This is a genomic window from Streptomyces sp. NPDC088387, from assembly GCF_044753385.1.
In the GTDB taxonomy this organism is placed as follows: domain Bacteria; phylum Actinomycetota; class Actinomycetes; order Streptomycetales; family Streptomycetaceae; genus Streptomyces.
In genome coordinates, this window is the sequence record NZ_JBIVNC010000004.1 from 656,947 (window position 1) to 683,761 (window position 26,815).

27 protein-coding genes are annotated in these 26,815 nt (G+C 71.1%); 10 read left to right on the forward strand and 17 right to left on the reverse strand.

Translation table 11 applies throughout. The features are described 5' to 3' along the window. Nucleotides 1–6 precede the first annotated feature (6 nt). From ACIQAC_RS14520 to ACIQAC_RS14550, 7 genes are all read left to right on the forward strand, one after another. Nucleotides 7–318 (forward strand): anti-sigma factor antagonist, encoded by a 312-nt coding sequence (locus tag ACIQAC_RS14520; protein WP_402190487.1) that lies wholly within the window; start codon nucleotides 7–9, stop codon nucleotides 316–318. A 16-nt stretch (nucleotides 319–334) separates the two neighbouring features. Further along, nucleotides 335–907 carry an ATP-binding protein gene (locus ACIQAC_RS14525; RefSeq protein ID WP_402190490.1) on the forward strand — a complete coding sequence of 191 codons (573 nt, stop codon included), beginning with the start codon at nucleotides 335–337 and terminating at the stop codon, nucleotides 905–907. 11 nt (nucleotides 908–918) lie between these two features. Continuing rightward, nucleotides 919–2,172 (forward strand): PP2C family protein-serine/threonine phosphatase, encoded by a 1,254-nt coding sequence (locus tag ACIQAC_RS14530; protein WP_402190492.1) that lies wholly within the window; start codon nucleotides 919–921, stop codon nucleotides 2,170–2,172. A 57-nt stretch (nucleotides 2,173–2,229) separates the two neighbouring features. Next, nucleotides 2,230–3,000: a P-loop NTPase gene (locus tag ACIQAC_RS14535; RefSeq protein ID WP_402190495.1), complete on the forward strand. Its 771-nt coding sequence runs from the start codon at nucleotides 2,230–2,232 to the stop codon at nucleotides 2,998–3,000. 322 nt (nucleotides 3,001–3,322) lie between these two features. Continuing rightward, nucleotides 3,323–5,356 carry an alpha-1,4-glucan--maltose-1-phosphate maltosyltransferase gene (locus ACIQAC_RS14540; RefSeq protein ID WP_402190498.1) on the forward strand — a complete coding sequence of 678 codons (2,034 nt, stop codon included), beginning with the start codon at nucleotides 3,323–3,325 and terminating at the stop codon, nucleotides 5,354–5,356. Beyond that, nucleotides 5,275–7,539, forward strand: a complete 2,265-nt coding sequence (gene glgB / locus ACIQAC_RS14545; RefSeq protein ID WP_402190757.1) for a 1,4-alpha-glucan branching protein GlgB — start codon at nucleotides 5,275–5,277, stop codon at nucleotides 7,537–7,539. Before ACIQAC_RS14540 ends, glgB begins: the two co-directional genes overlap by 82 nt. Before the next feature lie 510 nt (nucleotides 7,540–8,049). Then, on the forward strand, nucleotides 8,050–9,042 hold the full coding sequence (locus ACIQAC_RS14550) for an SMP-30/gluconolactonase/LRE family protein (RefSeq protein ID WP_402190501.1): 993 nt from the start codon (nucleotides 8,050–8,052) through the stop codon (nucleotides 9,040–9,042). Nucleotides 9,043–9,120: 78 nt separating this feature from the next. On the opposite strand, the gene ACIQAC_RS14555 is transcribed toward ACIQAC_RS14550, so the two are convergent. The 15 genes from ACIQAC_RS14555 to glgA form a co-directional block, all read right to left on the reverse strand. After that, complete coding sequence (locus ACIQAC_RS14555; protein WP_402190504.1) at nucleotides 9,121–9,414, reverse strand: antibiotic biosynthesis monooxygenase family protein; 294 nt, start codon at nucleotides 9,412–9,414, stop codon at nucleotides 9,121–9,123. Between the two features lie 60 nt (nucleotides 9,415–9,474). Then, nucleotides 9,475–10,314: an NAD(P)H-binding protein gene (locus ACIQAC_RS14560; protein ID WP_402190507.1), complete on the reverse strand. Its 840-nt coding sequence runs from the start codon at nucleotides 10,312–10,314 to the stop codon at nucleotides 9,475–9,477. A 30-nt stretch (nucleotides 10,315–10,344) separates the two neighbouring features. After that, entirely contained in the window at nucleotides 10,345–11,283 is a 939-nt protein-coding gene (locus ACIQAC_RS14565) for an NADP-dependent oxidoreductase (RefSeq protein ID WP_402190510.1), read from the reverse strand. A gap of 46 nt (nucleotides 11,284–11,329) precedes the next feature. After that, entirely contained in the window at nucleotides 11,330–11,845 is a 516-nt protein-coding gene (locus ACIQAC_RS14570; protein WP_402190513.1) for a cupin domain-containing protein, read from the reverse strand. Nucleotides 11,846–11,898: 53 nt separating this feature from the next. Next, complete coding sequence (gene mdlC, locus ACIQAC_RS14575) at nucleotides 11,899–13,521, reverse strand: benzoylformate decarboxylase (protein WP_402190516.1); 1,623 nt, start codon at nucleotides 13,519–13,521, stop codon at nucleotides 11,899–11,901. Between the two features lie 203 nt (nucleotides 13,522–13,724). Continuing rightward, complete coding sequence (locus tag ACIQAC_RS14580) at nucleotides 13,725–14,969, reverse strand: MFS transporter (RefSeq protein WP_402190518.1); 1,245 nt, start codon at nucleotides 14,967–14,969, stop codon at nucleotides 13,725–13,727. 34 nt (nucleotides 14,970–15,003) lie between these two features. Continuing rightward, a complete protein-coding gene (locus ACIQAC_RS14585; RefSeq protein ID WP_402190521.1) occupies nucleotides 15,004–15,516 on the reverse strand; it encodes a nuclear transport factor 2 family protein in 513 nt (170 codons plus the stop codon). 52 nt (nucleotides 15,517–15,568) lie between these two features. Next, nucleotides 15,569–16,060, reverse strand: coding sequence for a nuclear transport factor 2 family protein (locus ACIQAC_RS14590; RefSeq protein ID WP_402190524.1), 492 nt, complete (start codon nucleotides 16,058–16,060; stop codon nucleotides 15,569–15,571). Next, entirely contained in the window at nucleotides 16,054–16,755 is a 702-nt protein-coding gene (locus tag ACIQAC_RS14595; RefSeq protein ID WP_402190527.1) for an SDR family NAD(P)-dependent oxidoreductase, read from the reverse strand. Before ACIQAC_RS14595 ends, ACIQAC_RS14590 begins: the two co-directional genes overlap by 7 nt. A gap of 52 nt (nucleotides 16,756–16,807) precedes the next feature. Then, complete coding sequence (locus ACIQAC_RS14600; protein ID WP_402190530.1) at nucleotides 16,808–17,116, reverse strand: muconolactone Delta-isomerase family protein; 309 nt, start codon at nucleotides 17,114–17,116, stop codon at nucleotides 16,808–16,810. Nucleotides 17,117–17,198: 82 nt separating this feature from the next. Next, the gene (locus ACIQAC_RS14605; protein ID WP_402190532.1) at nucleotides 17,199–18,233 is read right to left on the reverse strand and encodes an ankyrin repeat domain-containing protein; all 1,035 of its coding nucleotides are present in this window, start codon (nucleotides 18,231–18,233) and stop codon (nucleotides 17,199–17,201) included. Then, entirely contained in the window at nucleotides 18,233–18,679 is a 447-nt protein-coding gene (locus ACIQAC_RS14610; RefSeq protein WP_402190535.1) for a nuclear transport factor 2 family protein, read from the reverse strand. The genes ACIQAC_RS14605 and ACIQAC_RS14610 overlap by 1 nt, the downstream gene beginning before the upstream one ends. A 148-nt stretch (nucleotides 18,680–18,827) precedes the next feature. After that, nucleotides 18,828–19,298, reverse strand: coding sequence for a nuclear transport factor 2 family protein (locus ACIQAC_RS14615; RefSeq protein ID WP_402190538.1), 471 nt, complete (start codon nucleotides 19,296–19,298; stop codon nucleotides 18,828–18,830). Then, the gene (locus tag ACIQAC_RS14620) at nucleotides 19,295–20,524 is read right to left on the reverse strand and encodes a low temperature requirement protein A (RefSeq protein ID WP_402190541.1); all 1,230 of its coding nucleotides are present in this window, start codon (nucleotides 20,522–20,524) and stop codon (nucleotides 19,295–19,297) included. Before ACIQAC_RS14620 ends, ACIQAC_RS14615 begins: the two co-directional genes overlap by 4 nt. Nucleotides 20,525–20,638: 114 nt before the next feature. After that, nucleotides 20,639–21,829: a glycogen synthase gene (gene glgA, locus ACIQAC_RS14625; protein ID WP_402190760.1), complete on the reverse strand. Its 1,191-nt coding sequence runs from the start codon at nucleotides 21,827–21,829 to the stop codon at nucleotides 20,639–20,641. Between the two features lie 272 nt (nucleotides 21,830–22,101). Between glgA and ACIQAC_RS14630 the strand changes: the two genes are divergently transcribed. The 3 genes from ACIQAC_RS14630 to ACIQAC_RS14640 are packed head-to-tail and all read left to right on the forward strand — an operon-like array spanning nucleotide 22,102 to nucleotide 23,865. Beyond that, nucleotides 22,102–22,656, forward strand: a complete 555-nt coding sequence (locus tag ACIQAC_RS14630; protein WP_402190544.1) for a hypothetical protein — start codon at nucleotides 22,102–22,104, stop codon at nucleotides 22,654–22,656. A 49-nt stretch (nucleotides 22,657–22,705) separates the two neighbouring features. After that, nucleotides 22,706–23,218 (forward strand): SigE family RNA polymerase sigma factor, encoded by a 513-nt coding sequence (locus ACIQAC_RS14635; protein WP_402190547.1) that lies wholly within the window; start codon nucleotides 22,706–22,708, stop codon nucleotides 23,216–23,218. Next, complete coding sequence (locus tag ACIQAC_RS14640) at nucleotides 23,218–23,865, forward strand: hypothetical protein (protein WP_402190548.1); 648 nt, start codon at nucleotides 23,218–23,220, stop codon at nucleotides 23,863–23,865. Before ACIQAC_RS14635 ends, ACIQAC_RS14640 begins: the two co-directional genes overlap by 1 nt. Before the next feature lie 338 nt (nucleotides 23,866–24,203). Here ACIQAC_RS14640 and ACIQAC_RS14645 read toward each other — a convergent pair whose 3' ends face one another. Beyond that, entirely contained in the window at nucleotides 24,204–25,637 is a 1,434-nt protein-coding gene (locus tag ACIQAC_RS14645) for an ATP-binding protein (RefSeq protein ID WP_402190550.1), read from the reverse strand. Continuing rightward, the gene (locus ACIQAC_RS14650) at nucleotides 25,638–26,357 is read right to left on the reverse strand and encodes a response regulator transcription factor (protein ID WP_402190552.1); all 720 of its coding nucleotides are present in this window, start codon (nucleotides 26,355–26,357) and stop codon (nucleotides 25,638–25,640) included. Nucleotides 26,358–26,815: the final 458 nt, after the last annotated feature.

Sequence of the window (26,815 nt, forward strand, 5' to 3'; positions counted from 1 at the left end):
TCCACCGTGTCTTTCGAAGTGAAGCTCAGGGTCAACGAACGGGTCGCCACCATCGAGACCATCGGGGAGCTGGACGCGGCCACGGCCGGCCAGTTCCACGACACCATCGACGAGGCCGCCGCGGCGGGCGCGGTCGAGCTGGTGATCCGCGCCGAGAAGCTGTCCTACCTGTCCAGCGCCGGACTGCGCTCGCTGGTCTTCGCCCGCCAGAAGATGGGCGACGACGTGCGGATCGCGGTGGTCGGGGCGCCGGAGCCGGTGGCCCGGACCATCCGCCTGGCCGGCTTCGACCACAGCATCGACCTCGTCGACGTGTGAGGGGGCGGGCAGACGGATGGCGTTCGACTACCGGTCGGCCGCCGCCGGGACCTCAGCCGGGGTCGCCCGCGGCGGGCCGCCGAACGGGGCCGTCCGGTTCACCGCGGAGTCCGCGGTGAGCGGCCCGGCCAGAATCAGGATCCCCGCGGTACTCGAAGCGCTGGACCAGGTCGCGCAGTTCGTGCTCGACCTGGGCCGGCGCGGCGGGCTGTCCTCCAGCGGCCTGTACCGGCTGCGGCTGGCCGCGGACGAGCTGGCCACCAACATCGTGATGCACGGCTACCGGGGCGCCCCCGGCGAGATCGTCGTCGAGGGCGCGGTGGAGAGCCAGCGGGTCTGGGTGCGCTTCCATGACGACGCGCCCCCGTTCGACCCGCGGCAGGGCATGCGCGCCCCCGCACTGGACGCGCCGCTGTCCGAGCGTCAGGTCGGCGGTCTGGGCGTCTTCCTCGCCTGCACGTCGGTGGACGCCTTCCGGTACGAACTGGTCGCCGGCCGCAATGTGAGCACGCTCGAAATGCAGCGCCGCCCCGCGGGCGGCGGGCCCCCCGGACCCCGGGACCCGGGCGACAAGCCCGCGACGGAATAGACGAGGCTGACATGGCTCAGACGAAGGTCCTGGTGCTGGGCGAGCGGCGCTGTCTGCCGCCCGACCTGCACCGGGCGCTGAAGCGCGTGGGCGCGGAAGTCCTCATGCGCAGCCCCGGCGAGGTGCTCAACACCTCGCCGGGGCGGCTGCCCGAGGTGAGTGTGGTGCTCGCGCACGCCGAACTGACCCCGCACACCGTGCGCGCGGTGGCCCGCAGACTCGTCGACGAGGGATTCCAGCCGTCGGTGGTGGCGTTCGCGGAACACGATCTGCATCTCCTCGACAGCCATGTGCACGCGGGCGCCGACTATCTGGTGCCGCCGTTCCACACCCATCTGGTGCGGGCGCGGCTGCGGGGCTGCCAGGAGCGCGCCGAGTTCAGCCGGACCATCGAGGACGTCGCCGCACACGCCGAACTCCTCAGTTACGAGCGGGAGCTGGAGATCGGCCGGGAGATCCAGCTGGGTTTCCTGCCGGACGCGCTGCCCAGTCCCGACGACTGGGAGATCCATGTCCGCTTCCGGCCGGCCCGCACGGTCGCGGGCGACTTCTACGACGTGTTCGAGATCGTCAACCGCCGGCGCCTGGCGCTGGTGGTGGCCGACGTGTGCGACAAGGGGGTCGGGGCGGCGCTGTTCATGGCGCTGATCCGCTCCCTGCTGCGGCACACCGCCGAGCAGAGCGGCCTTCAGAGCCTGATCGCGGCCGAGCTGATGGGCGAGGACGCGGGCTGGTCCGAACACAGCCGGGCCATCCCGGTGGTGGGGGCGACGCCGCTGCTGAACGCGGTGGCCGGCACCAACAACTACCTGACCCGCAACCACATCCGGCAGGGCTACTTCGCCACGCTGTTCTTCGGTGTCCTCGACCCGGTCACCGGCAATCTCGTCTACATCAACGGCGGTCACAACCCGCCCGTCCTGGTGAGCGCAAGCGGTGCAGAACCGGTTCTGCTGGCGCCGACCGGCCCGGCCGTCGGAGTCATCCCGGACGTCGAGTTCTCCCTCGGCTACGCCCGGATCTCCCCCGGCGACACCCTCTTCATCTACACCGACGGCGTCACCGAGGCCCGCGCGGCCAACGGCGACTTCTTCGGCGAGGACGAGATGGTGCGCCGCCTCGCCGAGGCCGCCGTGCGCGGCGAGGAGCTCCTCGACCACATGGACGGCGCGCTCAGCGAGTTCGTCGGCTCGGCCGAACAGTCCGACGACATCACCATGATGGCCGTCCACTGGCGGCCGCCGGCCACGGTCCCGGACGACTGATCGACGACCAGCCCGCCGCGCCCGGCGGACCGATCCGAACACCACGGGGTGGAGACCATGTCGCAGATCATCACGGTGCACTCCTATCGAGGGGGCACCGGCAAGTCGAGCACGGCGGCCAACCTGGCGCTGCTGCTGGCCGCGTCCGGCCACCGGGTGGCCCTGGTGGACACCGACATCCACACGCCGGCCCTCGACGTGATCTTCGGCGGAGCGGTGGCCGAGACGCGGCGCCGCTCACTCACCGACTATCTGATCGGCCGCTGCGAGATCGAGGACGCGGTGTACCGGGCGGACGGCGACTGGGGGCACGACGGGTTCTTCCTGATCCCGGCCCGCAGCCGGTCGGCGGCCGCCGCGGAGATCCTGGGGCGGGGGTACGACGTGGGGCTGCTGCGGGAGGGGTTCGACCGGCTGATCGACGCGCTCGCGCTGGACTATCTGCTGCTCGACACGCATGCCGGGTTCAACAACGAGACCGTGACGGCGATGGCCAGCTCGGACGCGCTGGTCGTGGTGACCCGCGCGGACCGGCTCGACCTCGCCGGGGCCCGCGAGACGGTGTCCCTGGCGGAACGGCTCGGCGGGCTGCCGCTGACCGTGGCGGTCAACATGGCGCCGGACGGGCTGGTCCGTGGGGCCCTCCACGACGAGGTGGAACGGGCGTACGACACCCAGGTGTCGGCGGTCCTGCCCTACGCCCCGGAAATGGCCTCCCTCGCCGGAGAACGCCTCTTCTGCACGGCGTATCCCCACCACCCCCTGGTAGCGGGGTTCCGCCGCATCATCACATCAGTGAGCAACGGCACGACGGGGCTCCGCCGGTGAGCCGAAATTCGTCCGCGGCCCGGTGGGGGCTGGTCGCGCAGTTCCCCGCGCCCCTTAGTGCGCGGCTTCGCCGCGCCCCCTTCCGCGTAGCCGCGGGCAGTCGTGCCGCTGGGGCGGCACGGGTGGGCGCGGCGGCACCCCGTCGCGCCGGGTTGCGCAACACCCCGCCCACCCACTCGCCGTAGCCGCGGGCAGTCGTGCCGCTGGGGCGGCACGGGTGGGCGCGGCGGCACCCCCGTCGCGCCGGGTTGCGCAACGCCCCCCGACCCGCACCCCGACGCCGGGCTCCGTACATCCCACCGCACCCCAGAGGAGGCACCCGATGCCGCACCACCCCGCCGCCAGGCGGTTCGCGCCGACCGTGGGGCGCATACCCATCACCGACGTACGCCCCCGCGTACAGGACGGCACCCGCCCCGCCCGAGCCGTCCCCGGCGAGCAGTTCGACGTCTCGGCCACCGTCTTCCGGGAGGGCCACGACGCCGTAGGGGCGAACGTCGTGCTCGTCGCCCCCGACGGCACAGAAGCCGAGTGGACCCCCATGCGGCTGCAAGCCCCCGGCACGGACCGCTACACCGCCACCGTCGCCGCCGACCACGAGGGCGACTGGACCTACCGCGTCGAGGCCTGGTCCGACCCCCTCGCCACCTGGCGCCACACCGCCGACGTCAAGATCCCCGCCGGCATCGACGTGGAACTCGTCCTCACCGACGGCGCCACCCTCCTGGAGCGCGCCGCCGAGGCCTTCGCCCCCCGCGAGGGCACCCGCCTGGTCACCGCGGCCCGCACGCTCCGCGACACCACCCTGATCCCCGAGGAACGCCTCGCCGCGGCCGCCGACCCCATCGTCACGGCCCTCCTCAACGCCCGCCCGCTGCGCGAACTCGTCACCCACTCGCAGGAGTTGCCGCTCCGGGTCGACCGCAAGCGCGCCCTGTACGGCGCCTGGTACGAGCTCTTCCCCCGCTCCGAGGGCGCCACCGTCCCCACCGCCCCCGGCGCCGACGGCATCCTCGAACCACCCCACCCCGGCACCCTGCGCACGGCCGCGAAACGCCTGGAGGCCGTCGCCGACATGGCCTTCGACGTCGTATACCTGCCACCGGTGCACCCGATCGGCACCTCGCACCGCAAGGGCGCCGGCAACACCCTCAACGCGGGCCCCTACGACCCCGGTTCGCCGTGGGCGATCGGCTCCCCCGCCGGCGGGCACGACGCGATCCACCCGAGCCTCGGCACGCTCGACGACTTCGACCACTTCGTGGCCCGCGCCACCGAGCTGGGCCTGGAGGTCGCCCTCGACTTCGCGCTCCAGTGCTCCCCGGACCACCCCTGGGTGACCGAGCACCCGGAGTGGTTCAGGCACCGCTCCGACGGCACGATCGCCTACGCGGAGAACCCGCCGAAGAAGTACCAGGACATCTTCCCGATCGACTTCGACACCGACCCCGACGGCCTGCACGACGAGTGCCTGCGGGTGCTGCGGCACTGGATGGCCCACGGCGTGCGGATCTTCCGGGTCGACAACCCGCACACCAAGCCGGTCGGCTTCTGGGAGCGGCTGATCGCCGCGGTGCACGCCACCGACCCCGACGTGCTGTTCCTCGCCGAGGCGTTCACCCGCCCGGCGATGCTGCACGCGCTCGCCCGGGTCGGCTTCCACCAGTCGTACACGTACTTCACCTGGCGCAACTCCAAGGAGGAGGTGGAGTCGTACCTGTCGGAGCTGGCCGGGCTGGGCGACGAGGAGTCGGCGGCGTATCTGCGTCCGAACCTCTTCGTGAACACGCCGGACATCCTGCACGCCTACCTCCAGTACGGCGGCCGGCCCGCGTTCGCCGTCCGGGCGGTGCTCGCGGCGACGGCCGGCCCGTCGTGGGGCATGTACGCGGGGTACGAGCTGTACGAGAACGTGCCGGCGGGGCCCGGCAGCGAGGAGTACCTGGACTCGGAGAAGTACCAGTACCGCCCGCGGGACTGGGAGGCCGCGGAGGCGGCGGGCGACTCGCTCGCCCCCCTCGTCCGCACCCTCAACGAGCTGCGCCGCGCCCACCCCTGCCTCCAGCAGCTGCGCAACCTGCGCTTCCACCGCACCGACAACGACGCCGTCGTCTGCTTCTCCAAGCGCGACGACACCGACTGGGTGCTGGTGGTGCTCAGCCTCGACCCGCACAGCGTCCGCGAGGCGACCGTCTCCCTCGACCTGCCCGCGCTCGGCCTGGACCGCTCCGACTCCGTGGAGGTGTACGACGCCCTGTCCGGCCAGACGTTCCACTGGGGCCGCGACAACTACGTACGGCTCGATCCGCACGTCCAAGTGGCCCACATTCTCACCGACGGGAACCCGCAGCCGTGACCACCGCCCCCCTTGCCCCGGCCCTGCCCGCCACCGACCTCAAGCGGCTCGTCACCGGCGAGGTCAGCGACCCGCACGCCCTGCTCGGCCCGCACCCCGGCGAGAACGGCGTCACCTTCCGCGTCTTCCGCCCGCTGGCCGACGCCGTCGTCCTCACCACCCCCGACGGCGTCCCGCTCCTTGAGCTGACCCACGAGGACGAGGGCGTCTTCACGGGCCTGCTGCCCGGCCCCGAGGTCCCCGACTACCGCGTATCGGTCCGCTACGGCGACGACGTGCACGTCTACGACGACCCGTACCGTTTCCTGCCGGTCCCCGGCGACCTCGACCTGCATCTGATCCGCGAGGGCCGGCACGAGGAGCTGTGGCGGGTGCTCGGCGCCAACGTCCGTGCCCACCCGTCGGGTTGGGGCAGGGTGGCCGGCACGGCGTTCGCGGTCTGGGCGCCGAACGCCAGGGCCGTACGCCTGATCGGCGACTTCAACTACTGGGACGGGCGCGCCCACCCGATGCGCTCCCTCGGTATCAGCGGCGTCTGGGAACTCTTCGTGCCCGGTGTCGGCGACGGCTGCCACTACAAGTACGAGATCCTCACGCCCGACGGCCGCTGGATCCAGAAGGCCGACCCCCTGGCCACCCGCGCGGAGGCCGCCCCCGGCACGGCGTCGATCGTCTTCGAGCCGCAGCACGTGTGGCAGGACGCGGCCTGGATGGAGAACCGCGCCTACTTCTCCGCCCACCGCTCCCCGATGAGCATCTACGAACTCCACCTGCCGTCCTGGCGCCCCGGACTGGGCTTCCGCGAACTCGCGAACGAACTCCCGGCGTACGCCAAGGCGTTGGGCTTCACCCATGTGGAGTTCCTGCCGATCGCCGAGCATCCCTTCGGCGGCTCGTGGGGCTACCAGGTGACGTCGTACTACGCGCCGATGGCCCGGATGGGATCCCCGGACGACTTCCGCCACCTGATCGACGCGCTGCACCGGGCGGGCATCGGTGTGATCGTCGACTGGGTGCCGGCCCACTTCCCGCGCGACGACTGGGCGCTGGCCCGCTTCGACGGCACCCCGCTGTACGAGCACCCGGACCCGCGGCGTGGTGAACATCCCGACTGGGGTACGTACGTCTTCGACTACGGCCGCGACGAGGTCCGCAACTTCCTGGTGGCGAGCGCGCTGTACTGGTGCGAGGAGTTCCACGTCGACGGGATCCGGGTGGACGCCGTGGCCTCGATGCTCTACCTCGACTACTCGCGCGAGGAGGGCCAGTGGGCGCCGAACGCGTACGGCGGGCGGGAGCATCTGGAGGCGGTGGAGTTCCTCCAGGAGTTCAACGCGACGGTGCCGCGTCGCTGCCCCGGTGCGGTGACGATCGCCGAGGAGTCCACGGCGTGGGACGGCGTGACCCGGATGACGGACCACGGTGGGCTGGGCTTCTGCCTGAAGTGGAACATGGGCTGGATGCACGACACGCTGTCGTACATGGCGAAGGACCCGATCCACCGCCAGTACCACCACCACGCGATGACGTTCGCGATGGTCTACGCGTACGCCGAGAACTACCTCCTGCCGATCTCCCACGACGAGGTGGTCCACGGCAAGGGCTCGCTGCTGGCGAAGATGCCGGGAGACCGCTGGCAGCAGTTCGCCAACCTCCGCGCGTACCTGGCCTTCATGTGGGCCTTCCCCGGCAAGCAACTCCTCTTCATGGGCCAGGAGTTCGCCCAGGACACGGAGTGGTCCCACGACCGGGGCCCGGACTGGCCCCTCCTCTCCCACGCCCCGCACGCGGGCATCCGCGACCTGGTCCGCGACCTCAACCGCACCTACCAGTCCGACCCGGCCCTGTGGGGCCAGGACAGCGACCCCGACGGCTTCTCCTGGATCGACGCGGACGCGGCCCAGGACAACGTCTACTCGTTCGTCCGCCGCGGCGAGAACGACGAACTCCTGGTCTGCGTCTACAACTTCCAGCCCACCCCCCGCCACGGCTACCCCCTGGCCCTCCCGGAACCGGGCCCCTGGGAAGAGGTCCTCAACACGGACGCGCGACCCTACGGCGGCACAGGCACCCTCAACCCGTCCCCCATCCACGCCACGGACACCCCGTTGCAGGGCCTCCCGGCCAGCGCAACAGTGACACTCCCACCCCTGGCAGCCATCTGGCTCCGCCCGGCCCAGTAGCTCCCGCAGGGACCCGCCCCTGCCCCGACGGCCCCGAAGTGCGAAAGCACTCCGGGGCCGTTTTCTCGCCGCGCACCGCCGGCTGTCCGGCTACCGTCTCGTCGGGGGTGATGGGGTGGGCCGGCCGTCGGTGACGGCTTCGACGGGCTCCTGGACATCAACCACTTCGACATCCTGCCCGCGAGCGAGTTCCTCCGGTTGATGGACCACCACCCGGAGTGGGACTGGCGTCGGCAACCCGCCGCGGACCTGGAACAGCCCCCGCCCCACCATGCGGAATCCGGCCAGCCACATGCGGAAGTCCGTGCTTTCGACCGAACAGTCTCGGCCGGTTACCGGCTGGATTCGTGCAGCTCACACACCGAATCGTCACAACTCACCTGCCCGGCAGGGGATTTGGGGTGATCGGACGGAGGGATTCCAGCCATACGGTCCTCTCGCCCAGCTGGCCGAACACATTCGGCCACGTCGTAGGTGCGTGCGCGCACCCGTGCCGAGAGGAAACCCTCCATGAGTTCCATCCGTATGCATCGGCGCCTCGCCGCCCTCGGGCTCGCCGCAGCCGGGCTGCTCACCGCGCTCTCCGGCGGCCCGTCCGCCACCGCCGCCGTCCAGGGCGTCACCGTCCAGGACGCCATCGCGCTGCCCGGTGACGACGCCTATCCCGAGGGCATCGCCGTCGACGCGCGCAACGGCGACACGTACATCACGTCCTTCCAGACCGGCGCGGTGTTCAAGGCGGCGGCCGGCGCCACCCAGGCGCAGCTCTGGCTGCCGGGCGGCACCGACGGGCGGACCGCCGCGATGGGCACCGACGTCGACCCGCAGGGCCGGATCTGGGTGACCGACAGCGACGGCGTCACCGTGTACGACACTGCCACCAAGTCCCGGCTCGCCCGGTTCGTGACGCCGACGCCCGGCAAGTCCGTCCTCAACGACCTCGACTTCACCCCGAACGGCAGCGTCTACATCACCGACTCCACCCGGCAGAAGGTGTACCGGGTCAGCAAGATACAGCTGGACGACGCCATCACCCATGGCTTTCCCAGCCGTACGCTGACCACGGCGTACGACCTCACCGGCCTGGTCGACCCGTACCCCGAGGGCACGATCGCGCTCAACGGCATCGAGTCCAACGAGACCGGCAGCTTCCTGATCACCGTCGACATGTCCAGCGGCGACCTCTTCCGCCTCGACACCAAGACCGGCAAGGCCCACCAGGTCAAGGTCGTCGGTGACGCGCCCTCCCTGATCTCCGCCGACGGGCTGCTGCTGGAGAAGGACAAGCTCTGGATGGCCCACTTCGGCACCGACAGCGTCAGCCGCCTCGTCCTCTCCGACAACGGTATGACGGCGACGATCGAGGACCACGTCGTCGACAAGAGCCTGCTGCACCCGACGACCCTGGTGCGCCGGGCCGGCTCCATCCACGTCATCCGGTCGCAGTTCGGGCTGACCCCCGTGACGCTGCCCTTCAGCGTGGCCAAGCTGAGCGGTATCTGAGCGACGTCCGTGAACGCGAAAGAGCCCGCCGTGCCTGCGAGGCACGGCGGGCTCCCGTGGGGGGAACGAGCCGATGGACTACCGGACCGCCGCGTACCGGCCGGACACCACCGTGGACTTGTCGATCGCGGCCAGGAAGTCCTGCGTCTCGGCCGCCCCGAAGAAGCCCTGCATGGTGGCGTCGGCCTCCTCGGGAGTGGCCCAGTGAACGATGACCAGGTACTCGCCGTCCTCGCTGCGCGTGACCTCACGCGAGACGAAGCCCGGCCGCCGGGCCATGTAGTCGCTCTCGACCTTCTCGTCGAGCCGCTCGAACGTGTCGGTGTCGATCTCGGGTATCAGCTTGAAACGGACCGTCTCGACAGTGCTCATGACGTTCTGCCCTTCTCTGGGTCAGGAGGAATCTCTGGGTCGAGTGACCCCAGCAGTCGTTCAGTTCGTGAAGTCCGAGACGTGCGCCTTCGCCCACTGCTCGAACGTGCGCGGCTCGCGGCCGAGCAGCTGCCGCACCCCGGGCCGCACCACGGAGTCGTCGAGGGTGCCCTCCGCGTAGTAGCGGAAGAAGGCGTCGACGTACTCCTGCGGCATGGTCCCCTCCATCCGCCGGCGGGCCTCCTCGTGGCTGAGGCCGACGAAGGCCAGCGGCCGGCCGAGGGCCTCGCCGAGGATCCGGATCCGGTCGGCGGGCAGCAGCGCGGCCGGCCCGCTGAGCGCGTACGCCTGCCCGGTGTGCTCCTTGTCGAGCAGCACCCGCGCCGCCGCCGCGCCGATGTCGTACGGGTCCACGTTGGCGACGGCCACGTCACCGAACGCGTCCTCGACGACGTCGCCCGCCGCCAACTGGCCCTTCCACTGGAAGGTGTTGGACATGAACCCGCTCGGCCGCAGGATCGTCCACGGCACGCCGGACTCCCGTACCGCCGCCTCCGAGTGGATCATGAACCGGGAGATGGCGTTCTCCAGGTCCCCGTCCGGCGCGGCGATGCTGGACAGCAGCACCACGTGCTCCACCCCGGCCGCCCGCAGCTCGGCGAGCACACCGGGCATGTCGGCGTACCCGGGCAGCAGAAACGCCCCGCGTACACCGTCCAGGACGGCACCCCGCAGCGACGCGGGGTCGTTGAGGTCGCCGACGGCCGCCTCGGCGCCCTCCGGCAGTGTGCCGGCGGCCGGTTCCCGCCGGACGAGCGCGCGTACCGGCCGTCCCGTCCGGGCGAGTTCGGCGACCAGTTCGCCACCGACGTTTCCGGTCGCTCCCGACACCAGGATCATCGTGTCTCCCTCATGTTCTCGCCCGTCCGTTCAGGACAGGTCAAGGACCAGCCTGCCCCGCACATGGCCCTGTTCGCCGAGTGCGTGGGCCTGTGCCGCCTCTTCGAGCGGGAAGACCCGCTCGACGGCCGGCCGCAGCCGCCCGGAGGCCAGCAGCGGGGCGGCCCGTTCGAGGACGGCCGCGTCCGGTTGTACGTAGGTGAAGCCGGCGCGCGCCTTGTGCTGCTCGGCGACCCGGCGGTGGTCCGGGCCCTCGCCCTTGAGGGTGACGACGATGCCGCCGGGCCGGACCACGTCCAGGAGCCGGAAGAACTCGGCGCCGCCCATCGGGTCCACGGCCAGGTCCACGTCCTTGACGTCGCGGACCATGTCGTGGGCGATGACCTCCTTGGCGCCCAGGGACAGCACGAAGTCCCGGTTGCGGGCGGACGCCGTACCGATCACCTCGGCGCCGGCGTCCGCCGCGAGCTGCACCACGATGTGCCCGACCCCGCCGGCCGCACCGGGCACCAGCACCCGCTGCCCGGCGCTCAGCCCGCCGATGCCGAACAGGGTCTGCCAGGCGGTGAGCACCACCATCGGCAGCGCGGCGGCCGCGACCGGCTCCAACCCGGCCGGAATCGGGGCGAGTTCGTGCTCCGGCGCGACCGCGTACTCGGCGTACGCGCCGGCCAGGGCCGGGAAGCGTGGCATGCCGTAGACCGGGTCACCGACCGCGAACCGCCCGGCGCCGGGACCGGCCGCGGCGACCGTGCCGGCGATGTCCCAGCCCAGTACGGCGGGGAACGACGGCACGCCGACGCCCTGCCCGGCCCGGGTGGCCCAGTCGATCGCGTTGATCCCGGCCGCGCCGACCCGTACCAGCACCTCGCCGGGGCCTGGTTCGGGCACCGGCAGCCGGTCCACCCGCAGGGTGTCGGCGGGCCCGTGTCCGTCGATGACGGCGGCGCGCATGGTCCTGTGTTCCACGCTTCTCCAGCCTCTTTCCGTGTTCCTCGGTGCCTGCTCGGTGTTCCTACGGAGCGAGCGTCAGACCGTGCTTCGGAGCGAGCTCCACGATCATCTGCTTCTGCTGCGGGGTCAGCGCCGGCGGAGCCTCGCCGGCCCGTGCCTCCTCGCCTATCTCCATGAAGAACTTCTCCAGGTAGGCGGGGGTGAACATGAACAGCATGTGCGCCGTCTGAAGACCCACGTTGCGGAACCGGTGCCGGGTGCCGCGCGGCACGAACACGAAGTCACCCGTTCCGGCGACGAACGTCTTCTCTCCGTTGAGGAACTCCAGCTGCCCGCCGAGGATCCAGAAGGCCTCGTCGGCGTGCGGGTGGATGTGCGGGGGCGGCCCGCCGCCGGGCGGCACGGTCGCCTCGGCGAGGGTCAGGTTGCCACCGGTGTTCTCGGCGGTCGCCTTGAACGTGTAGATGGCGTCGCCGAACCAGTAGCTCGGCCCGGTGCCCGCCGGGTAGTGCACGACGGCACCCTCGGGGTGGTTCACGGCCGGGGCACTGCCGCCCGGCTGCGCGGTGGTGGTCATGGATCCTCCTGACGTACGAGGGGTGTTGGGGGCCCCTGCGGGCCCGCGGAACCTCAGAGGCGGAACAGGCCCGGGTCGGCCACCATCACGTCGAGCAGCACGGGCCCCTCGGCGGTCAGCGCGTCGCGCAGCGCCTCCTGGAGCCCCTCGGGGGTCTCCACCCGCTCGCCGCGCACACCGAAGCCGCGGGCGATCTGGGCCATGTCGACGCCGCTGAGGTCGTATCCGGCCTCCCAGGACTTCTGGTCCTGGAGGTAGTACTTCAGCGACAGGTAGCCGGAGTTGTCCGGGATCACGAAGGTGACCGGCAGGTTGTGCCGGGCCGCCGTCCACAGGGCGTGGATGGTGTACTGCGCGGAGCCCTCGCCGACGACGACCACCGCGCGGCGGTCGGGACGGGCGAGCGCGTAGCCGACGGCACCCGCGAACGGGAAGCCGAGCGCGCCGCTCGCGGTCGCGAAGTAGCCGTTGTCCGCGCCGAGCGGGATCTGCTCGTGGAAGTCCGCGCGGGCGATCGGCAGCTCCTCGAACAGCACGGCGTCGTCCGGGAGTTCCTTGGCCAGCAGGTGGAACAGGTACGCCTGGCTCAGCGGCGTCGACGCCTCCGGGACCGGCACCGGCTCGCGCACCGCGGCGAGTTCGACCCGCTCGCGCTGCTCGACCAGCGGCACCAGCGCCTTGACCACCGCGCCGGGCGGCGCGACGAAGCTGCGGTTGGCGAGGGTCGCGGCGGCGGCCTGCGGGTCGTCGGTGACGTGCAGGAAGTCGACATCCGCCGTCAGCGCGGGCCGCGGCGACTTGTCGAGGTCGGCGGGCGCGGTGGAGAACAGGTCCCACGCGGTGAACAGCGTGAACGCCGGTCCGCCAAGGACCACGACCACGTCGTGCTGCGCCGAGAGCCGCTCGTTGATCAGCTCGGGGATGGGCGGCAGCACACCGGCGAACAGCGGGTGGTCCTCGGGGAACGCCCCCCGGTTCCACACCGGGGCGCCCCACACCCGCGCGTTCAGCTTCTCGGCGAGCGCGATCAGATCACCGCGCGCACCCTGCGCGTCCACCGGGCCACCGGCGATCAGACCGGGCCGCTCGGCCCCGTTCAGCGCGGCGGCGATCTGCTCAAGGGCCGCCGGGTCGGGTACGACGGCCTTGTTGACCTGCGCGATCCGCAGCGGCTCGGGGTCGGCGGGGCGTACCCAGTCGTCCTCGGGCACGGCGACGAACACCGGTCCCTGCGGGGTCTGCTTGGCGATCTGGTAGGCCTGCGCGATCATCGCCGGCACGTCCTGGGGACGCGCGGGCTCACCGGCCCACTTGATGTACGGCTTCGGCAGCTGCGTGGAGTCCTTCGCGAACAGGAAGGGCTCACCGAGCAGCATCTTGCGGGCCTGCTGGCCGCCGAGGATGACCATCGGGGTCTTCGCGGAGGCGGCGGTGTAGACGCCGCCCATGGCGTTGGCGAGACCCGGACCGCCGTTGATGATCACCAGCGAGGGCTCGCCGGTGGCCTGGGCGTACCCGTCGGCCATCCCGACGACGGCCGCCTCCTGGAGGCCCATGACGAACTTGAAGTCGCCCTCGAGCCAGTTCTCGAACAGTTTCATCTCGCTGTGGCTGGGGTTGCTGAACACGGTGGTCAGCCCCAACTGCTTCAGCACATCCAGCGTGGCATCACGCACGGTCCGGCTACCGGATCCGGTCACGGGGGTCACGGGTTCACTCTCCTGAGATCAACTTGAAACGGGGGTAACAGTGGCGCCCTGAAGGGACGCGGGACCGCCCGACGGGGGGCGCGAACAACGCCCTAAGGGGCGCGGGGAACTGCGCGACCAGCCACGAACAGCCCGCAGACTGCCCCCTGCACAAGCCACGCAGCCCCTGATCAGCCAGCAGAAACGACGGCAGCCTTCTCCGCCGCCCCGGCATCAGCAGCCGACCCGTCGGAAACGACCGGCGACTTCAGGAACCGCGTCCCGAACACCGCCGGCAAGGCGATCACCGCGGCGACCAGCGCAACCAACGGCACATCGGCGACGCCGAATTCATCAAGCGCCCACCCACCGACCACCGCGCCCAGCGCAACCCCCACGTTCGCCGCGGAAGCGCCCAGCGTCGCCGCCAGATCCCCGCCCTCCCCGGCGAGCGAGATGACCCGCAGCTGGAAGGAGGGCGTGACACCGAAACCGACGATGCCCCAGCCGGCCAGGGCGATCCCCACGAGCCACGGGTTGCCCCGGAACGCGTACAGCCCGAGCAGCGCCACGATCAGCACGAGGTTGCCGACGAACATGGTCGCGGACGCGTTGATGTCGGCGAACCGGCCACCGGCGATGGTGCCGATCGCGCTGAAGACACCGAAGATCAGCAGGAACGCGCTGACCGCGCCACTGCTCACACCGGTGACGTCCTCAAGGAAGGGCGCGAGGAACGTGAACGCGATGAACTGCGAGCCCATCAGCAGCACGCCGGAGGCCAGCATCGCCAGCACCCGGGGATGGAAGGCGTGCCGGGCCTGCGAGGCGAGCGAGCCGGACCCGGAGCCGTGCACCACGGACGGCACGAACGCCATGATCGCGGCGAGCGCGATCACGCCGAGCACCACGACCCCGGCGAACGTGGCCTCCCAGCCGAGGTTCTGCCCGAGCAGCGTGCCCAGCGGCACACCGACGACGGTGGAGACGGAGATACCGCCGAAGACCAGGCCGACGGCCTGTCCGCGGTGTTCGGGCGCGACAAGGCCGGTGGCGACCGCGGAGGCGGCGCCGAGGAACAGGCCGTGGATGGCACCGCACAGGATCCGCGCGACCACCAGCAGCCCGAACGCGCCGGCGAACACGGCGACCAGGTTGCCGAGGATGAACACGCCGAGGGCCAGCCACAGCAGGGCCCGGCGCGGCATGCGGATCGTCGCGGCGGTGATGATCGGGCCACCGATGGAGACGCCGAGGGCGTACGCGGTGACCAGCAGACCGGCGGTGCTCAGGGAGACGCCGAGATCGTCGGAGATCAGTTCGAGGACGCCGACGATGACGAGTTCTGCGGTGCCGATGACAAAGGCACCCAGACCGAGGGAGGCCAGTGCCAGCCTGCTGCGGCTGCCGGGCCCCGTCGCCGTGGTGGAACTCATGGGCGGGCCTTTCTAGTCGGACGGGTCGGTCGGGTCACGCGTACTGGAGGTCGAGGTGCGTGATGCGGCCGTCGCGGGAGGTGAACTCGTAGTTGGCCTCGAAGCCGCCGGTGCCACCGGGGGCGAAGCGCACCAGGAGGGTGGTGCCGTCGCTCTTCGGCGTGTCCTCCAGGACGGTGAGCTTGCCGCCGATCACCTCGTTGTCGGCCCACTGCCGGATCTCGTCGTGGCCGTTGAACTCCCGCCCGACGTCGATGAGTTGGGCGTCGGCGTGAAAGGCGTCCACAAGCGCGTCCAGGTCCTCGTCGGCGACCGCGTCGACGTACTTCTGGGCCGCCGCGTCGATGCCGCTCTTGTTCTCGTCGCCGGACACGTCTGCTTCCTCTTCCGTCGGGCTGGGTTCGGTGGTGGCGGAGGGTTCCGGGGTCGCCTCCACGGTGGCGCTGCTGGTGGGCCGGTCGGCGGTCTCGTCCGAGCCGCCGTCGGAGCACGCCGTCAGCAGCGCGGCGGCGACGAGGACCAGGGGGACGTATATGCGGTGTCGCACGGCTGTCCTTCTCTCTCGATGGCGTGCGGACGGGCCGCCGGGCCCGGGGGTGTCAGGCGTATGCCATGGACACCCGGCGGATCCGGTCGTCGTCCACGTCGAACGTGTAGGTGGCCCGGAAGCCCACGAGCAGGCCCTCCGGGTCGAAGCGCAGCAGCACGGTCGAACCGCCGCCGCTGCCGGGGGTGTTGTCCAGTACGGTGACCCGGCCGCCGATGACCTCGTCGGAGGCCCAGGCCCGGATCTCGTCGTGGCCGCGGAACTCGCGGCCGGTGTCGCTGACCACGGCGTCCGGGGCGAACGCGGCGACGAGCGCCTCGACGTCCCGGTCGTCGACGGCGGTGACGTATCCGCGCACCGCCGGGTGCAGGGAGTCGAACGCCGCCGGGTCGTGCGTGTCGGGGGTGGCCCGCACCGCCTCCTTGGCGGCGGCGCGCACATAGCCGTCGGTGAGGGCGAACGAGCAGCCCAGTACGACCACCGCGACCAGCGCGTAGACCATGAGCCGGCCCCGGGTGGGGCGCCGTACGGCGAGGCTCACCATGCGATCCTCCTGCGGTTGCGGAAGAAGCCCCCGGTGGGGCCGTCGTCGGGAAGCCGGGCGAGCCACACCGCGGTGTCCGCGCCCTTCTCCACACTCACCGGCGCCCAGGAGCCGCCCATGTCGGTGCGCACCCAGCCGGGGCAGGCCGCGTTGACCTTCACACGGGGCCCGGCGGCGGCCGAGACCACCAGGGTGAGCGCGTTCAGCGCCGCCTTGGAGACGCCGTACGCGGGCGGCGAGGGCACGTTGTCGGTCATGGCGCCGAGCCCGGAGGAGACGTTGACGACCCGTCCCCAGCCGCGCTTCGCCATCGCGGGCACAAAGGCCTGGCTGGTGTGGAAGGCGCCCATCAGGTTCACGTCGAGCGCGTCCCTGAAGCCGGCCTCGTCGAGCGCGAAGAACGAGTCCGTCGGATAGACGCCCGCGTTGTTGACGAGTACGTCGATCTCGATGCCGGCGTCGGCGAGCCGCTCCGCGCACGCCGTGACGCTCGCCCCGCTGGTGACGTCGAGTTCCTCGACCCGGACCCGGCCGCCGTCGCCCTTGAGCCGGCGGGCCGCCTCCCGGCCGCGCGTGGTGTCACGCGCGGCCAGGACGACCTGGAGCCCGGCGTCGGCGAGCTGCCGGCAGATCTCGATGCCGATGCCCCGGTTGCCGCCGGTGACGAGTGCGGTGCGGGTCCTGGACCGGCTCACGCGCGCCAACTCCCTTGCTGTGTACGGGGTTCGGAGACTGGGGTGGGCCGGGTCAGACCTTGTAGCGCTGCTTGACGTCCTCGGCGAAGCCCAGGTAGTCGCGCAGCGGCCAGACCTGCTCGAACTCCAGGTACTCGCGCATCGGGAGCCGGCCCAGCGCGGTGCGGTCCAGTTCCTCGGCGTCGGGCGACTCGATGATCGCTATGACGCGCTTCTGCGCGGCGACCTTCCAGATGCCCACACAGAAACCGGAGTCCAGGGTCTCCTGGGCGTGCTCGGCCTCCTCCTGTTCGAGCTCCCAGAGCTCGTCGAGGGTGAGGCGGCCTTCGTGCTTCCACTTCATCTGGACGTAGAAGAGCATGGGACGACTCCCGTCAATCAGGGACGTTCGGGGTGTGGTGCGAGGACTGTGGGGGGCTGCTGAAGCTGATGGACTGCTGGGGCTACTGGGCCGCGCGGTCGCGGATCAGCGTGGTGAGCGCGTGGCCGTCGCCGAACACCTCGACGGCCAGGTCCAGCGGGGTCTTGCCGTCGTGCGCGACGTGGTCGAGCCGGGCGCCGGCCTCGACGAGGGTGCGCGAGCACTCCTCGTAGCCGTGCCAGAGCGAGTCGTGCAGCGGCGAGTAGCCGTTGGTGGCGCCGACGAAGTCGAGGTCGATGCCGTCCTGGCGGACCAGGTCGGCGGTGATGTCGGCGTGCCCGTTGTAGACGGCCTTGTGCAGCGGCACCGCGCCGAAGGTGGGCTCGACGGCGTTGACGTCGGCGCCCGCGGCGAGCAGCAGCCGCACGATCTCGCCGTGGCCGTCGCGGGAGGCGACGAGCAGCGGGGTGTGACTGTCGTTGAAGCCACCGACGTTGGGGTAGCGCTCGTCGACCTCGGCGCCGTCGTCCAGGAGCTTGCGCACCCGCTCGGTGTCGCCCTCGGCGGTCGCGGCCATCAGCTCCTGACGGGCGATCGCGGCGTCGTCGCCGGCCCGCCGGTCCTTCAGGTGCCGCTCGGCCTCAAGGAGCTTGTCCTTGCCGAACGTGTTGACGTTCAGCTCGTACTGGAAGTGCTCCTCCAGGGAGAAGCCGTAGTGCGTGTACACCTTCAGCGAGGTGCCCTGGTCCAGCAGGTACGCGGCGATGTCCGGGTACTTGTACCAGAGGGCGTCCATCAGCGCGGTGTGCCCGGTGGTCGGGGCGACCGCGTCGACGAAGGCACCGGCCTCCACGAGCGCGCGCACCACGTCCAGGCTGCCGCCCTGGCACGCCTTGTGCAGTGCGGTGGCGCCCGCGCGCGGCTCGGCGGTCAGCACGTCCGCGCCGGCGCCGATGAGCGCCCGCACGGTCGGCGCGTCGGCCTGGCCGGCGGCGATCATCAGCGCGGTGAGTCCGGAGACGTTCTCCCGGGCGTCCGGGCTCGCTCCGGCCGACAGCAGCCGCTCGGCGGCGGCGGTGTTGCGGTTGCGTACGGCGGTGATCAGTTCGGTGCTCATCAGGCCGCCACCTCGCCGGTGTGGTCGCCACGCAGGGCACGGATGATCGACGAGGGGTCGGTGTACGACTTCCAGCGCACGATCCTGCCGTTCCGCACCGTGAGCCACTGGATGAACTCGATCTGGAACTCCACGCCGGTCTCCTTGACGACGGAGACCTCCTGGATGACACCGGCGGCCTGGGTGCCGTCGACGACCAGGTTGACCAGCTTCTCGAACTTGACGTCGACGGCACCGGTGAAGATCTGGAGGGTGCCGAGGACGGCCTCCCTGCCCTGGACCGTGCCGATCCACTTCATGTCGTCGTTGTAGCCGGGAATCGGCGTGTAGTTGATCCACTCGACGTTCTCGTCCAGCGTGTTCAACGCGGTTTCGAAATCACCGCCGGTAAGTGCGTCGAACCATTGCTGGGCGACTTTCCTGGTCTCTTCGGTCGGATTGCTCATGACGTCTCCTCGACAGGTACTGAGGTGCCGAATGGCCGCGCAGGAATTCCCGGAAATATCATTCGCGGACGGCCCGACGGGCCGCAAGGAATGGATGGTTGACTTCCTGACCTCAGAACGGGCGCGGTGGAATACGGGCCGGCCCGCGTCAGCCTTCGGCGCTCTGCGCCTGTGCGGCGCGGGTCAGCAGCTGCTGGTTTCCGTCGGCCCAGGTGGCGGTCATGACGATGGCGCTGATCTGCCAGCCCTCGGCGGCGGTGCGCACGAGGTCGAAGCGGTACTTGCCGCCGAGCGTCCACAGCGGCCCGCCGTGGTCGTTCGGCATGCGGTGGGTGGCCTGGAACATGGCGGTGGCGACCGCGGTGTCCCCGTCGACGTCGACGAGGTAGTTGGTGAGCAGGTGCTGGGTGGTGTCGAACTTGCCGAGCAGCCCCGACCAGGCGCCGACGAGGCCCTTGCCGGTGACGACGGCGGGCTCGCCGCCGTTGAGGCTGGTGTAGTCGAGGGTGACCTCGTCGGCGAACACGCTCTCCAGGGAGTCCCATTCGCGGGTGTCGATGAACCAGGCCATACGGGTGCAGGTGTCGATGATGTCCAGGCGGTCGGCCACGGAACTCATGAGCGGTGTACCTCCGGTTGTGCGCCGATACGCGGCGGCAGGGGGGTGGACGGGGTCGGTGCGGGTTCGCCGGCGGCCAGGTGTGGCGCGTACCGGTCGATCTGCCGTGACCAGCGGTGCTCGCTGACCAGTGCGGCGACGATGAGCAGGCCGAGGGTGACGACCTCGGCGACGGCGGAGACGTACTGCCCGACGGCGACGGCGCCCATGGCGAGCACGGAGGCCGCGAGGTGGAAGCGCTGGGGGCCGATCCCCAGCAGTCCGTGGAACCAGGCGATGCCGGCGAGGTAGAGCGCGACACCGCCGGCCAGGGCGACCGCGGGCGCGGCGTCCAGCGGCGCGTAGGGGTGCGCGATGGTCTTCTTCACCGCGGCGGCGATCAGGATCAGCCCGAGCAGCATCGGCACGTGGGCGTAGAAGAACGCGCTCAGTGCGAGCCGGGAGCGCTGGTGGGGGGCCTGTTTCTCCAGGGCGAGTTCGGCGCGGCGGGCCTTCTCGGACTCGTCGAAGTACACCCACCACAGACAGGCCGGGATGATGAAGATCAGTACGGCGGTGGTGAGCACCGACAGTCCGGCCTGGCCGCCGTCGGTGCCGATGCCGAGCGCCAGGAACGCGTCGCCGAGCGCGATGATCATCAGCAGTCCGTGGCGTTCCACGAAGTGCCCGGGGCGCAGCTGGAACCCGGAGACCCCGGTGACGATCGGCGCGACGACCTCCAGCAGGACGGCCCCGCCCCACAGGGCGTACTCCCACGGGCCCTCCTGGGCGCCGCCCACGATGATCAGTACGGCGGCGACGGTGTGGAACGGCGCGATCCGCAGCATGTTGCGGGCAGCGCTGGGCCCGCCGAAGGCGAACAGCGCCGCGTGCACGCCGACGATCAGCAGATAGCCCACGCCGAAGGCGACACCGTCGCCGTGGAAGGCGTTGGGCGTGGCGAGGCCCAGCACCAGGAACGAGCACATGCCGAGCAGGAGCAGCAGCCGGTGGCTCTTGCGGTGCGGCGGCAGATGGTTGGTCAGCCAGGCGTAGCCGCCGTACATCCACCACAGCAGCCAGAAGATCAGCAGGACCTGGAGCAGGCCCCGTGGGGTCATGTCCCGGCTGAGCAGACGGGCCAGCTGGGTGAAGTTGAAGACGAAGGCGAGGTCGAAGAACAGCTCCAGGGTGGTGACCCTCGTCTCGCCGTGCGGCGCGGTCGACGGGGAGTGCGCTTCCGACATGTCCGCGAACGTAACGGCCGCCCCGGTGGGCAGGTCAAAGAGTTCGAACGGACTCCCTGAGGTCGGGGCAGTCCGTACGAACTCATCCGGCCAGGGCCGCCACGCCCCGCGCGGTCAGCGCCGGGCCAGCACCTCCTGGTAGACCTCGTGCACCCGCTTGGCGGCCAGGTCCCAGCCGAACCGCCGCTCGGCCCGGGCCCGTCCGGCCGCGCCCATGGCCCGCGCCGACTCGGGTTCGGCGAGCAGCCGGTTGACGGCGGCGGCGAGATCGGCGGCGAACCGCTTCTCGTCCAGCGGTGTCCCGGTGCCGTCCCGCTCCTGCTCGATCGGCACGAGCAGCCCGGTCTCGCCGTCGACCACGACCTCCGGTATCCCGCCGGTGGCGGTGGCCACGACCGCCGTACCGCACGCCATGGCCTCCAGGTTGACGATGCCCATCGGCTCGTAGAGGGACGGGCAGACGAACACGGAGGCGTGGGTGAGCAGTTGCCGCAGCGACCGGGCGTCGAGCATGCCGTCGATCCGCACCACACCGCCACGCCGGTCGCGCAGTTCGTCGGCGAGTACGGCGGTCTCGGCGGCGATCTCCGGGGTGTCGGCCTGTCCGCAGCACAGCACGAGCTGCGCGCCCGGGTCGATGTCGAAGGCGGCGCGCAGGAGTTGGGGCAGACCCTTCTGCCGGGTGACGCGGCCGACGAAGAGCACGATGGGGCGCCCGGGGTCGACGCCGTGCCGCAGCAGGGCGTCGGTGCCGGAGTCGGGCCCGTGTACGGAGGTGTCGATGCCGTTGTGCACGACGTGCACGCGCGCCGGGTCGACAGCCGGGTACACACGCAGTACGTCGTCCCGCATGGCCCCGGACACGGCGACGACGGCGTCCGCGTTCTCCAGCGCGGTCCGCTCGACCCGCGAGGACAACGCGTATCCGCCGCCCAGTTGCTCGGCCTTCCAGGGCCGCAGCGGCTCCAGGCTGTGGGTGGTGACGACGTGCGGAATCCCGTACAGCGTCCTGGCGAGTTCCCCGGCTGCGTTGGCGTACCAGGTGTGGCTGTGTACCAGTTCGGCGCCCGCGCATCCGGCGGCCATGGCCACATTGGCGCCGAGGGTGAGCAGTGCGGGATTGGCGCCCTCGCCCAACCGCGGCTCCTGATAGGCGAACACACCGCCCTCGTCCCGCGGCGCGCCGAAACAGCGCACGCGCAGGTCGACCAATTCCCGCATTTCTCTCGCGAGTTCCGCGACATGGACTCCGGCGCCGCCGTAGATCTCCGGCGGATACTCCTTGGTGAGCAGATCGACGCGTATCTTCATCCGACTTCCTGAGGTCTACGATCCCGGCCCGCGCTTTTCCTCAAGGCGGCGTCAACCGCACCCATTCCCGACTCCTTTGGGAGACGGCCCGCATTCGGCCGCCGCCGGGGGTGACGGGGCCATTCCCGCCGACTCCCCCAGGGGCACGCTAGGGGAAACCTGGGGAACCGTGTCATCCGGACCGGGGGTGGACGGGGTTACGAGGGGTGGAGAGGCGCCCTCCCCCTGTCCACTGCTCGCAACGACCCACAAGGAGCCCCAGACCCATGACCCGGACGACAGCAACGAAGAAGTCCTTGGCGGCCGTACTGCTCGCGGCAGCCCTGACGGCGACCCCGACGACGGCCCACGCGGTGGCATCACACCCGGCGCCGCCCACCACGCACACCCAGACCCAAACCCCCTCCACCGAGGTACGGGTGGTGGCACCGGGTGAGCAGGTCGTGGCCGGGGCGGGCGTGGAACTCTGGCTGACCGGGGAGGGCAAGCACTGGTCGACGCCGGAGATGGACCACCAGTTCCGGAGCGTGACCGACGGCAACATCGACCTGAACACCCCCGGCATCGGCGTGACGATGGAGACGCTGGGCGACCGCTACTTCCTCTCGGGCATCTACGTCACCGGGCAGAAGGCGGTCCGGGTGGTCGTGAACACCAGCGACGGCAGGGTCACCGCGTCGGCGATCCGCCTGCCCGGCAACCCGGGCTGGGGCGTCTGGTACACGGACGTCCCCCTCCACGACACCCTGACGATCAACAAGATCACGCTCTACGACAGGCAGGGAAACAAGATCACGACGTTCACACCGAGCCACCCGTAGCCCCTCCCCTTCCTCCTCTCCCCTCCCTCCCCTCGAAGGATCGGTTGTCGTGACGCACGAGAGCCAGGCCGACTTCACCGAGTTCGCCACCGCGGCCTGGCCCCGCCTGGTGCGGACGGCTCATATGCTCACCGGCGACTTCCACGAGGCCGAGGACCTCGTCCAGACCACGCTGGCCAAGGTGTACGCGCGGTGGCGCAGGATCCCGCGCGACGAGATCAACGCCTACGTGCGCCGGGCACTGGTGAACAACAACATCAGCCGGGTGCGCAAAAGACGGATAGCGCACCTGCTGATGCCGTTCCTGCCGGAGTCGGTGCACCGGTCGCACGGTGGGCACGCGGAGGCGGTCGAGCGCAGTGCGGTACTCGTCCAGGCGCTCGCGGCGCTGTCCGCGCGCCAGCGTGCCGTGGTGGTGCTGCGCTACTGGGAGGACCTGACCGAGCAGGAGATCGCCGAGGTGCTCAACTGCTCGGTCGGGACCGTCAAGACACATGCCCGGCGCGGGCTGGAGGCCCTGCGCGCCCATCCCCACCTCACCCTCCAGGAGGCGAAGCGCTGATGTCCCGGACTTCCGAGGCCGAGCAACTGCGCGCGGCGTTCACCGAGGCGGCGCAGGCCATCACCCCGTCCCCCGCCCCGCTGGCGGCCATCGAACGCACAGGCCGGGCGAGACAACGCCGCCGCACCACAACCCTGACCCTCGCCTGCGCCCTGCTCCTGACCCCCCTCGCCGTGACCGGCGTCCGCGCGACCCTCCCCGAACCCACCCCCACGGAACGGACCGGGGTCGCGACGCCCCCGCCCCCCTTGGACACCGTGCGGGTGGTGGCACCGGGTGAGCGGATCGCGGCCGGCGCGGGCGTCGAACTCTGGCTCACCAAGGAGGGCAAACACTGGTCCACCCCGGAAATGGACCACCAGTTCCAAAGCGCCCCGAGCACCACAAGCATCGGCGCAACAATGGAAACCCTGGGCAACCACTACTTCCTCTCGGGCACCTACGCCACACCCACAAAGGACGTCAGAATCGTCGTAACCACCAACACCGGCAAGCAAACCGCATCAACAATCCACCTCCCCGGCACCCCAACCTGGGGCGCCTGGTACACAGCCCTCCCCCTCCACAAAACCCTGACCATCAACAAAATCACCCTCTACAACACCCAGGGCAAAGAACTAACCCACTTCACCCCCACCCCGCCATAGAAAGCTTCCAGGCACACAAGGCGGTACCGAGCCCCCACCACGATGGCGGCGAAGCCGCCTCTAAGGGGCGCGGGACCATATCGATATGCGGCTCCGCCGCGCGGGCGCGACCAGCCCCCACCACCATGGCGGCGAAGCCGCCTCTCAGGGACGCGGGACCGTATCGATATGCGGCTCCGCCGCGCGGGCACGACCAGCCCCCACCACCATGGCGGCGAAGCCGCCTCTAAGGGGCGCGGGGAACTGCGCGACCAGCCCCCACCGGGCCCGCAGCCGAACGGCTTCTCAGGGGCGCGGGGACCTGCGCAAAACCCCCCACCGACCCGCACCCAATTCCGCTAGCCGACCGCAGGCCCCACCCCACCGACGGTGAACCCAATAACCGACCCACCCCCCTCCCGCCGATACGCAAACGGCGCCCCCCCATGCGCAATCGCAACCTCCCGCACAATAGAAAGCCCCAACCCAGACCCCGGCAACGCCCGAGCATCCGGCGCCCGATAAAACCGATCAAACACCCGCAACAAATCCCCCTCAGTAATCCCGGGCCCCCGATCAAGCACCTCCACCTTGATCGCCCCACGCCGCGCAGGCCCAGCCACGGAGATCTCGATCGGCTCACTCCCCCCACGATCGAACTTCGCCGCGTTCTCCACCAGATTCGTCAACGCCCGCGTCAGCATCTGCGCCCGCCCCTCGGTCGTGGTGTCCCCACCCGCCCGCACAAGCACCCGCCGCCCCGTACGCCGCCGCGCCGCCCCCGCCACATCCTCCGCGAGCTCGGCGACATCCACCCGCTGCACCGGCTCGGTGTCGGACTGCCCGGCCGCGAGGTCGACCAACTCGTTGACGAGGTCGGTCAGTTCACGCGCCTCCTGCCCGAGGTCGGCGACCAGCTCCTCACGGGCCTCGGGCGGCAGCTCGTCGATCCGCCGCAGCAGCGAGATGTTCGTCCGCAGGGACGTCAACGGCGTACGCAGCTCATGCCCCGCGTCCTGCACCAGCCGCCGCTGGTCCTCCTCCGACTGGGCGAGCCGGCCGAGCATCCGGTCGAAGGCCCGCCCCAGCCGCCCCACCTCGTCGTTGCCGGCGACGGGCACGTCGATACCGAGCCGCCGGGTCCGGGCGACGGCCTCCGCGGCACCGGTGAGGATCACCAGCCGGCGGGTGATCCGCCGCGCCAGCCACCAGCCGAACAGCCCCGCGCCGACCACCACCGCCGCCATCAGCAGCAGCGTCCGCTGCTGAAGCGCCCGCAGCAGGTCCTCGGTGTCACTGAACTCCTGCGCGACCTGCACCGCGCCCCGTCCGCCGCCGAGGGCGACCGTGGCGATGCGGTACACGTCGTTGCCGACGTCGACCTCCTCGTGCACGGCGAGCTGCCCGGCCTTCGGGGCGGTGGCGATCTCCCGGTCGCCGTCGGTCACCGGGAGCCCGGGGCTGCCCTTGTCGACGACGCTGCCGTCCGGGCCGAGCACCTGCACGTCCGTACGGGCGGGCCGGACCAGATCGTGGCCGGGCGCGGAGGAGGAGAAGTCCTCCGGGTCCATCACCTGCTCGCGGACCTCGCCCTGGAGATCCTGGACGACCTCGTTGAACACCGACTGCTGGTCCACGCGGACGAGCCGGGCGGCGGCACCGTAGGAGAGGATCCCGACGAGGACGGTGACGGCCGCGGTGACCGCGGCGAACGACACCGCGAACGTGGTGCGCAGCGACACCAGGCGGAGCCGGCGCCGGGCGAGCAGCCGGCCCGCGCGGCCGAGGGCCACTCAGTCCTCCCGCAGTACGTAACCCACCCCGCGGACCGTGTGGATCAGCTGCGGCGCGCCCGGGTCGTCGAGTTTGCGGCGCAGGTAGCCGACGTAGACGGCGAGGTTCTTGGAGCCGGGGCCGAAGTCGTAGCCCCAGATACGGTCGTAGATCATCGAGTGGTCGAGGACGATGCCCTCGTTGCGGACGAGCAGTTCCAGCAGCTCGAACTCGGTGCGGGTCAGTTCCAGCTCGCGGTCTCCGCGCCAGGCACGGCGGGCCTGGGGGTCCATCCGGAGCCCGGCGGCGGTGAGCTGCCGCTCGGCGGGAGACGGCCGCTCGGCCACCTCACGCGGCTCCGTGGGAGTGCCATTGCCGGTACGCCGCAGCAGAGCCCTGAGCCGGGCGAACACCTCTTCCACGTCGAAGGGCTTGACGACGTAGTCGTCGGCGCCGGCGTCGAGTCCGGCGATACGGTCCTGGGTCTCGACCAGTGCGGTCAGCATCAGGATCGGGGTGCGGTCGCCCTCGGCACGCAGTACGCGGCAGACCTGGAGTCCGTCGATGCCAGGCATCATCACGTCGAGGACGAGGACGTCGGGTGGGGTGCGGTGGGCGCTGGCCAGCGCCTCGACGCCGTCGGCGACGGCGGTGACCCGGTAGCCCTCCAGGGTGAGGGCGCGTTCCAGCGCGTGCCGGATCGCGCGGTCGTCTTCGGCGAGGAGAACAGTCGCTGCCACGCCCCCAGTGTGACAAAACCCCACGCCTCCACACCTCGAGCAAGCCCCTCACAGGCCCCTTCTTACTGCCCTCACACCCCGGACGGGGACGGGCAATCGTGCGGCTGCGGCCGAGTGGGGGCCGTTCGCGCAGTTCCCCGCGCCCCTAAAAACAACCCCCCGCCGCTGGCGCGGCGCAGCACCACCCCCACGGCACCCGCGCCCCCACAACCCACCCAGCCGCGCGCAGCTGTGCCGCTGGGGCGGCACGGGTGGGCGCGGCGGCACCCCGACGCGCCGGGCAGCGCAACGCCCCGCAGAGCCACCCCCACCAACCCCAGCCGCGGCACCCGCGCCCCCACAACCCACCCAGCCGCGGGCAACTGTGCCGCTGGGGCGGCACGGGTGGGCGCGGCGGCACCCCGACGCGCCGGGCAGCGCAACGCCCCGCAGAGCCACCCCCACCAACCCCAGCCGCG

Excerpts from the sequence above, each read along its gene's own strand:
- ACIQAC_RS14525 (WP_402190490.1), top strand. The coding sequence starts at position 335 with ATGGCGTTCGACTACCGGTCGGCCGCCGCCGGGACCTCAGCCGGGGTC.
- ACIQAC_RS14530 (WP_402190492.1), top strand. The coding sequence starts at position 919 with ATGGCTCAGACGAAGGTCCTGGTGCTGGGCGAGCGGCGCTGTCTGCCG.
- ACIQAC_RS14535 (WP_402190495.1), top strand. The coding sequence starts at position 2,230 with ATGTCGCAGATCATCACGGTGCACTCCTATCGAGGGGGCACCGGCAAG.
- ACIQAC_RS14540 (WP_402190498.1), top strand. The coding sequence starts at position 3,323 with ATGCCGCACCACCCCGCCGCCAGGCGGTTCGCGCCGACCGTGGGGCGC.
- ACIQAC_RS14550 (WP_402190501.1), top strand. The coding sequence starts at position 8,050 with ATGAGTTCCATCCGTATGCATCGGCGCCTCGCCGCCCTCGGGCTCGCC.
- ACIQAC_RS14555 (WP_402190504.1), bottom strand. The coding sequence starts at position 9,414 with ATGAGCACTGTCGAGACGGTCCGTTTCAAGCTGATACCCGAGATCGAC.
- ACIQAC_RS14560 (WP_402190507.1), bottom strand. The coding sequence starts at position 10,314 with ATGATCCTGGTGTCGGGAGCGACCGGAAACGTCGGTGGCGAACTGGTC.
- ACIQAC_RS14570 (WP_402190513.1), bottom strand. The coding sequence starts at position 11,845 with ATGACCACCACCGCGCAGCCGGGCGGCAGTGCCCCGGCCGTGAACCAC.
- ACIQAC_RS14580 (WP_402190518.1), bottom strand. The coding sequence starts at position 14,969 with ATGAGTTCCACCACGGCGACGGGGCCCGGCAGCCGCAGCAGGCTGGCA.
- ACIQAC_RS14590 (WP_402190524.1), bottom strand. The coding sequence starts at position 16,060 with ATGGTGAGCCTCGCCGTACGGCGCCCCACCCGGGGCCGGCTCATGGTC.
- ACIQAC_RS14600 (WP_402190530.1), bottom strand. The coding sequence starts at position 17,116 with ATGCTCTTCTACGTCCAGATGAAGTGGAAGCACGAAGGCCGCCTCACC.
- ACIQAC_RS14605 (WP_402190532.1), bottom strand. The coding sequence starts at position 18,233 with ATGAGCACCGAACTGATCACCGCCGTACGCAACCGCAACACCGCCGCC.
- ACIQAC_RS14610 (WP_402190535.1), bottom strand. The coding sequence starts at position 18,679 with ATGAGCAATCCGACCGAAGAGACCAGGAAAGTCGCCCAGCAATGGTTC.
- ACIQAC_RS14615 (WP_402190538.1), bottom strand. The coding sequence starts at position 19,298 with ATGAGTTCCGTGGCCGACCGCCTGGACATCATCGACACCTGCACCCGT.
- ACIQAC_RS14620 (WP_402190541.1), bottom strand. The coding sequence starts at position 20,524 with ATGTCGGAAGCGCACTCCCCGTCGACCGCGCCGCACGGCGAGACGAGG.
- ACIQAC_RS14630 (WP_402190544.1), top strand. The coding sequence starts at position 22,102 with ATGACCCGGACGACAGCAACGAAGAAGTCCTTGGCGGCCGTACTGCTC.
- ACIQAC_RS14640 (WP_402190548.1), top strand. The coding sequence starts at position 23,218 with ATGTCCCGGACTTCCGAGGCCGAGCAACTGCGCGCGGCGTTCACCGAG.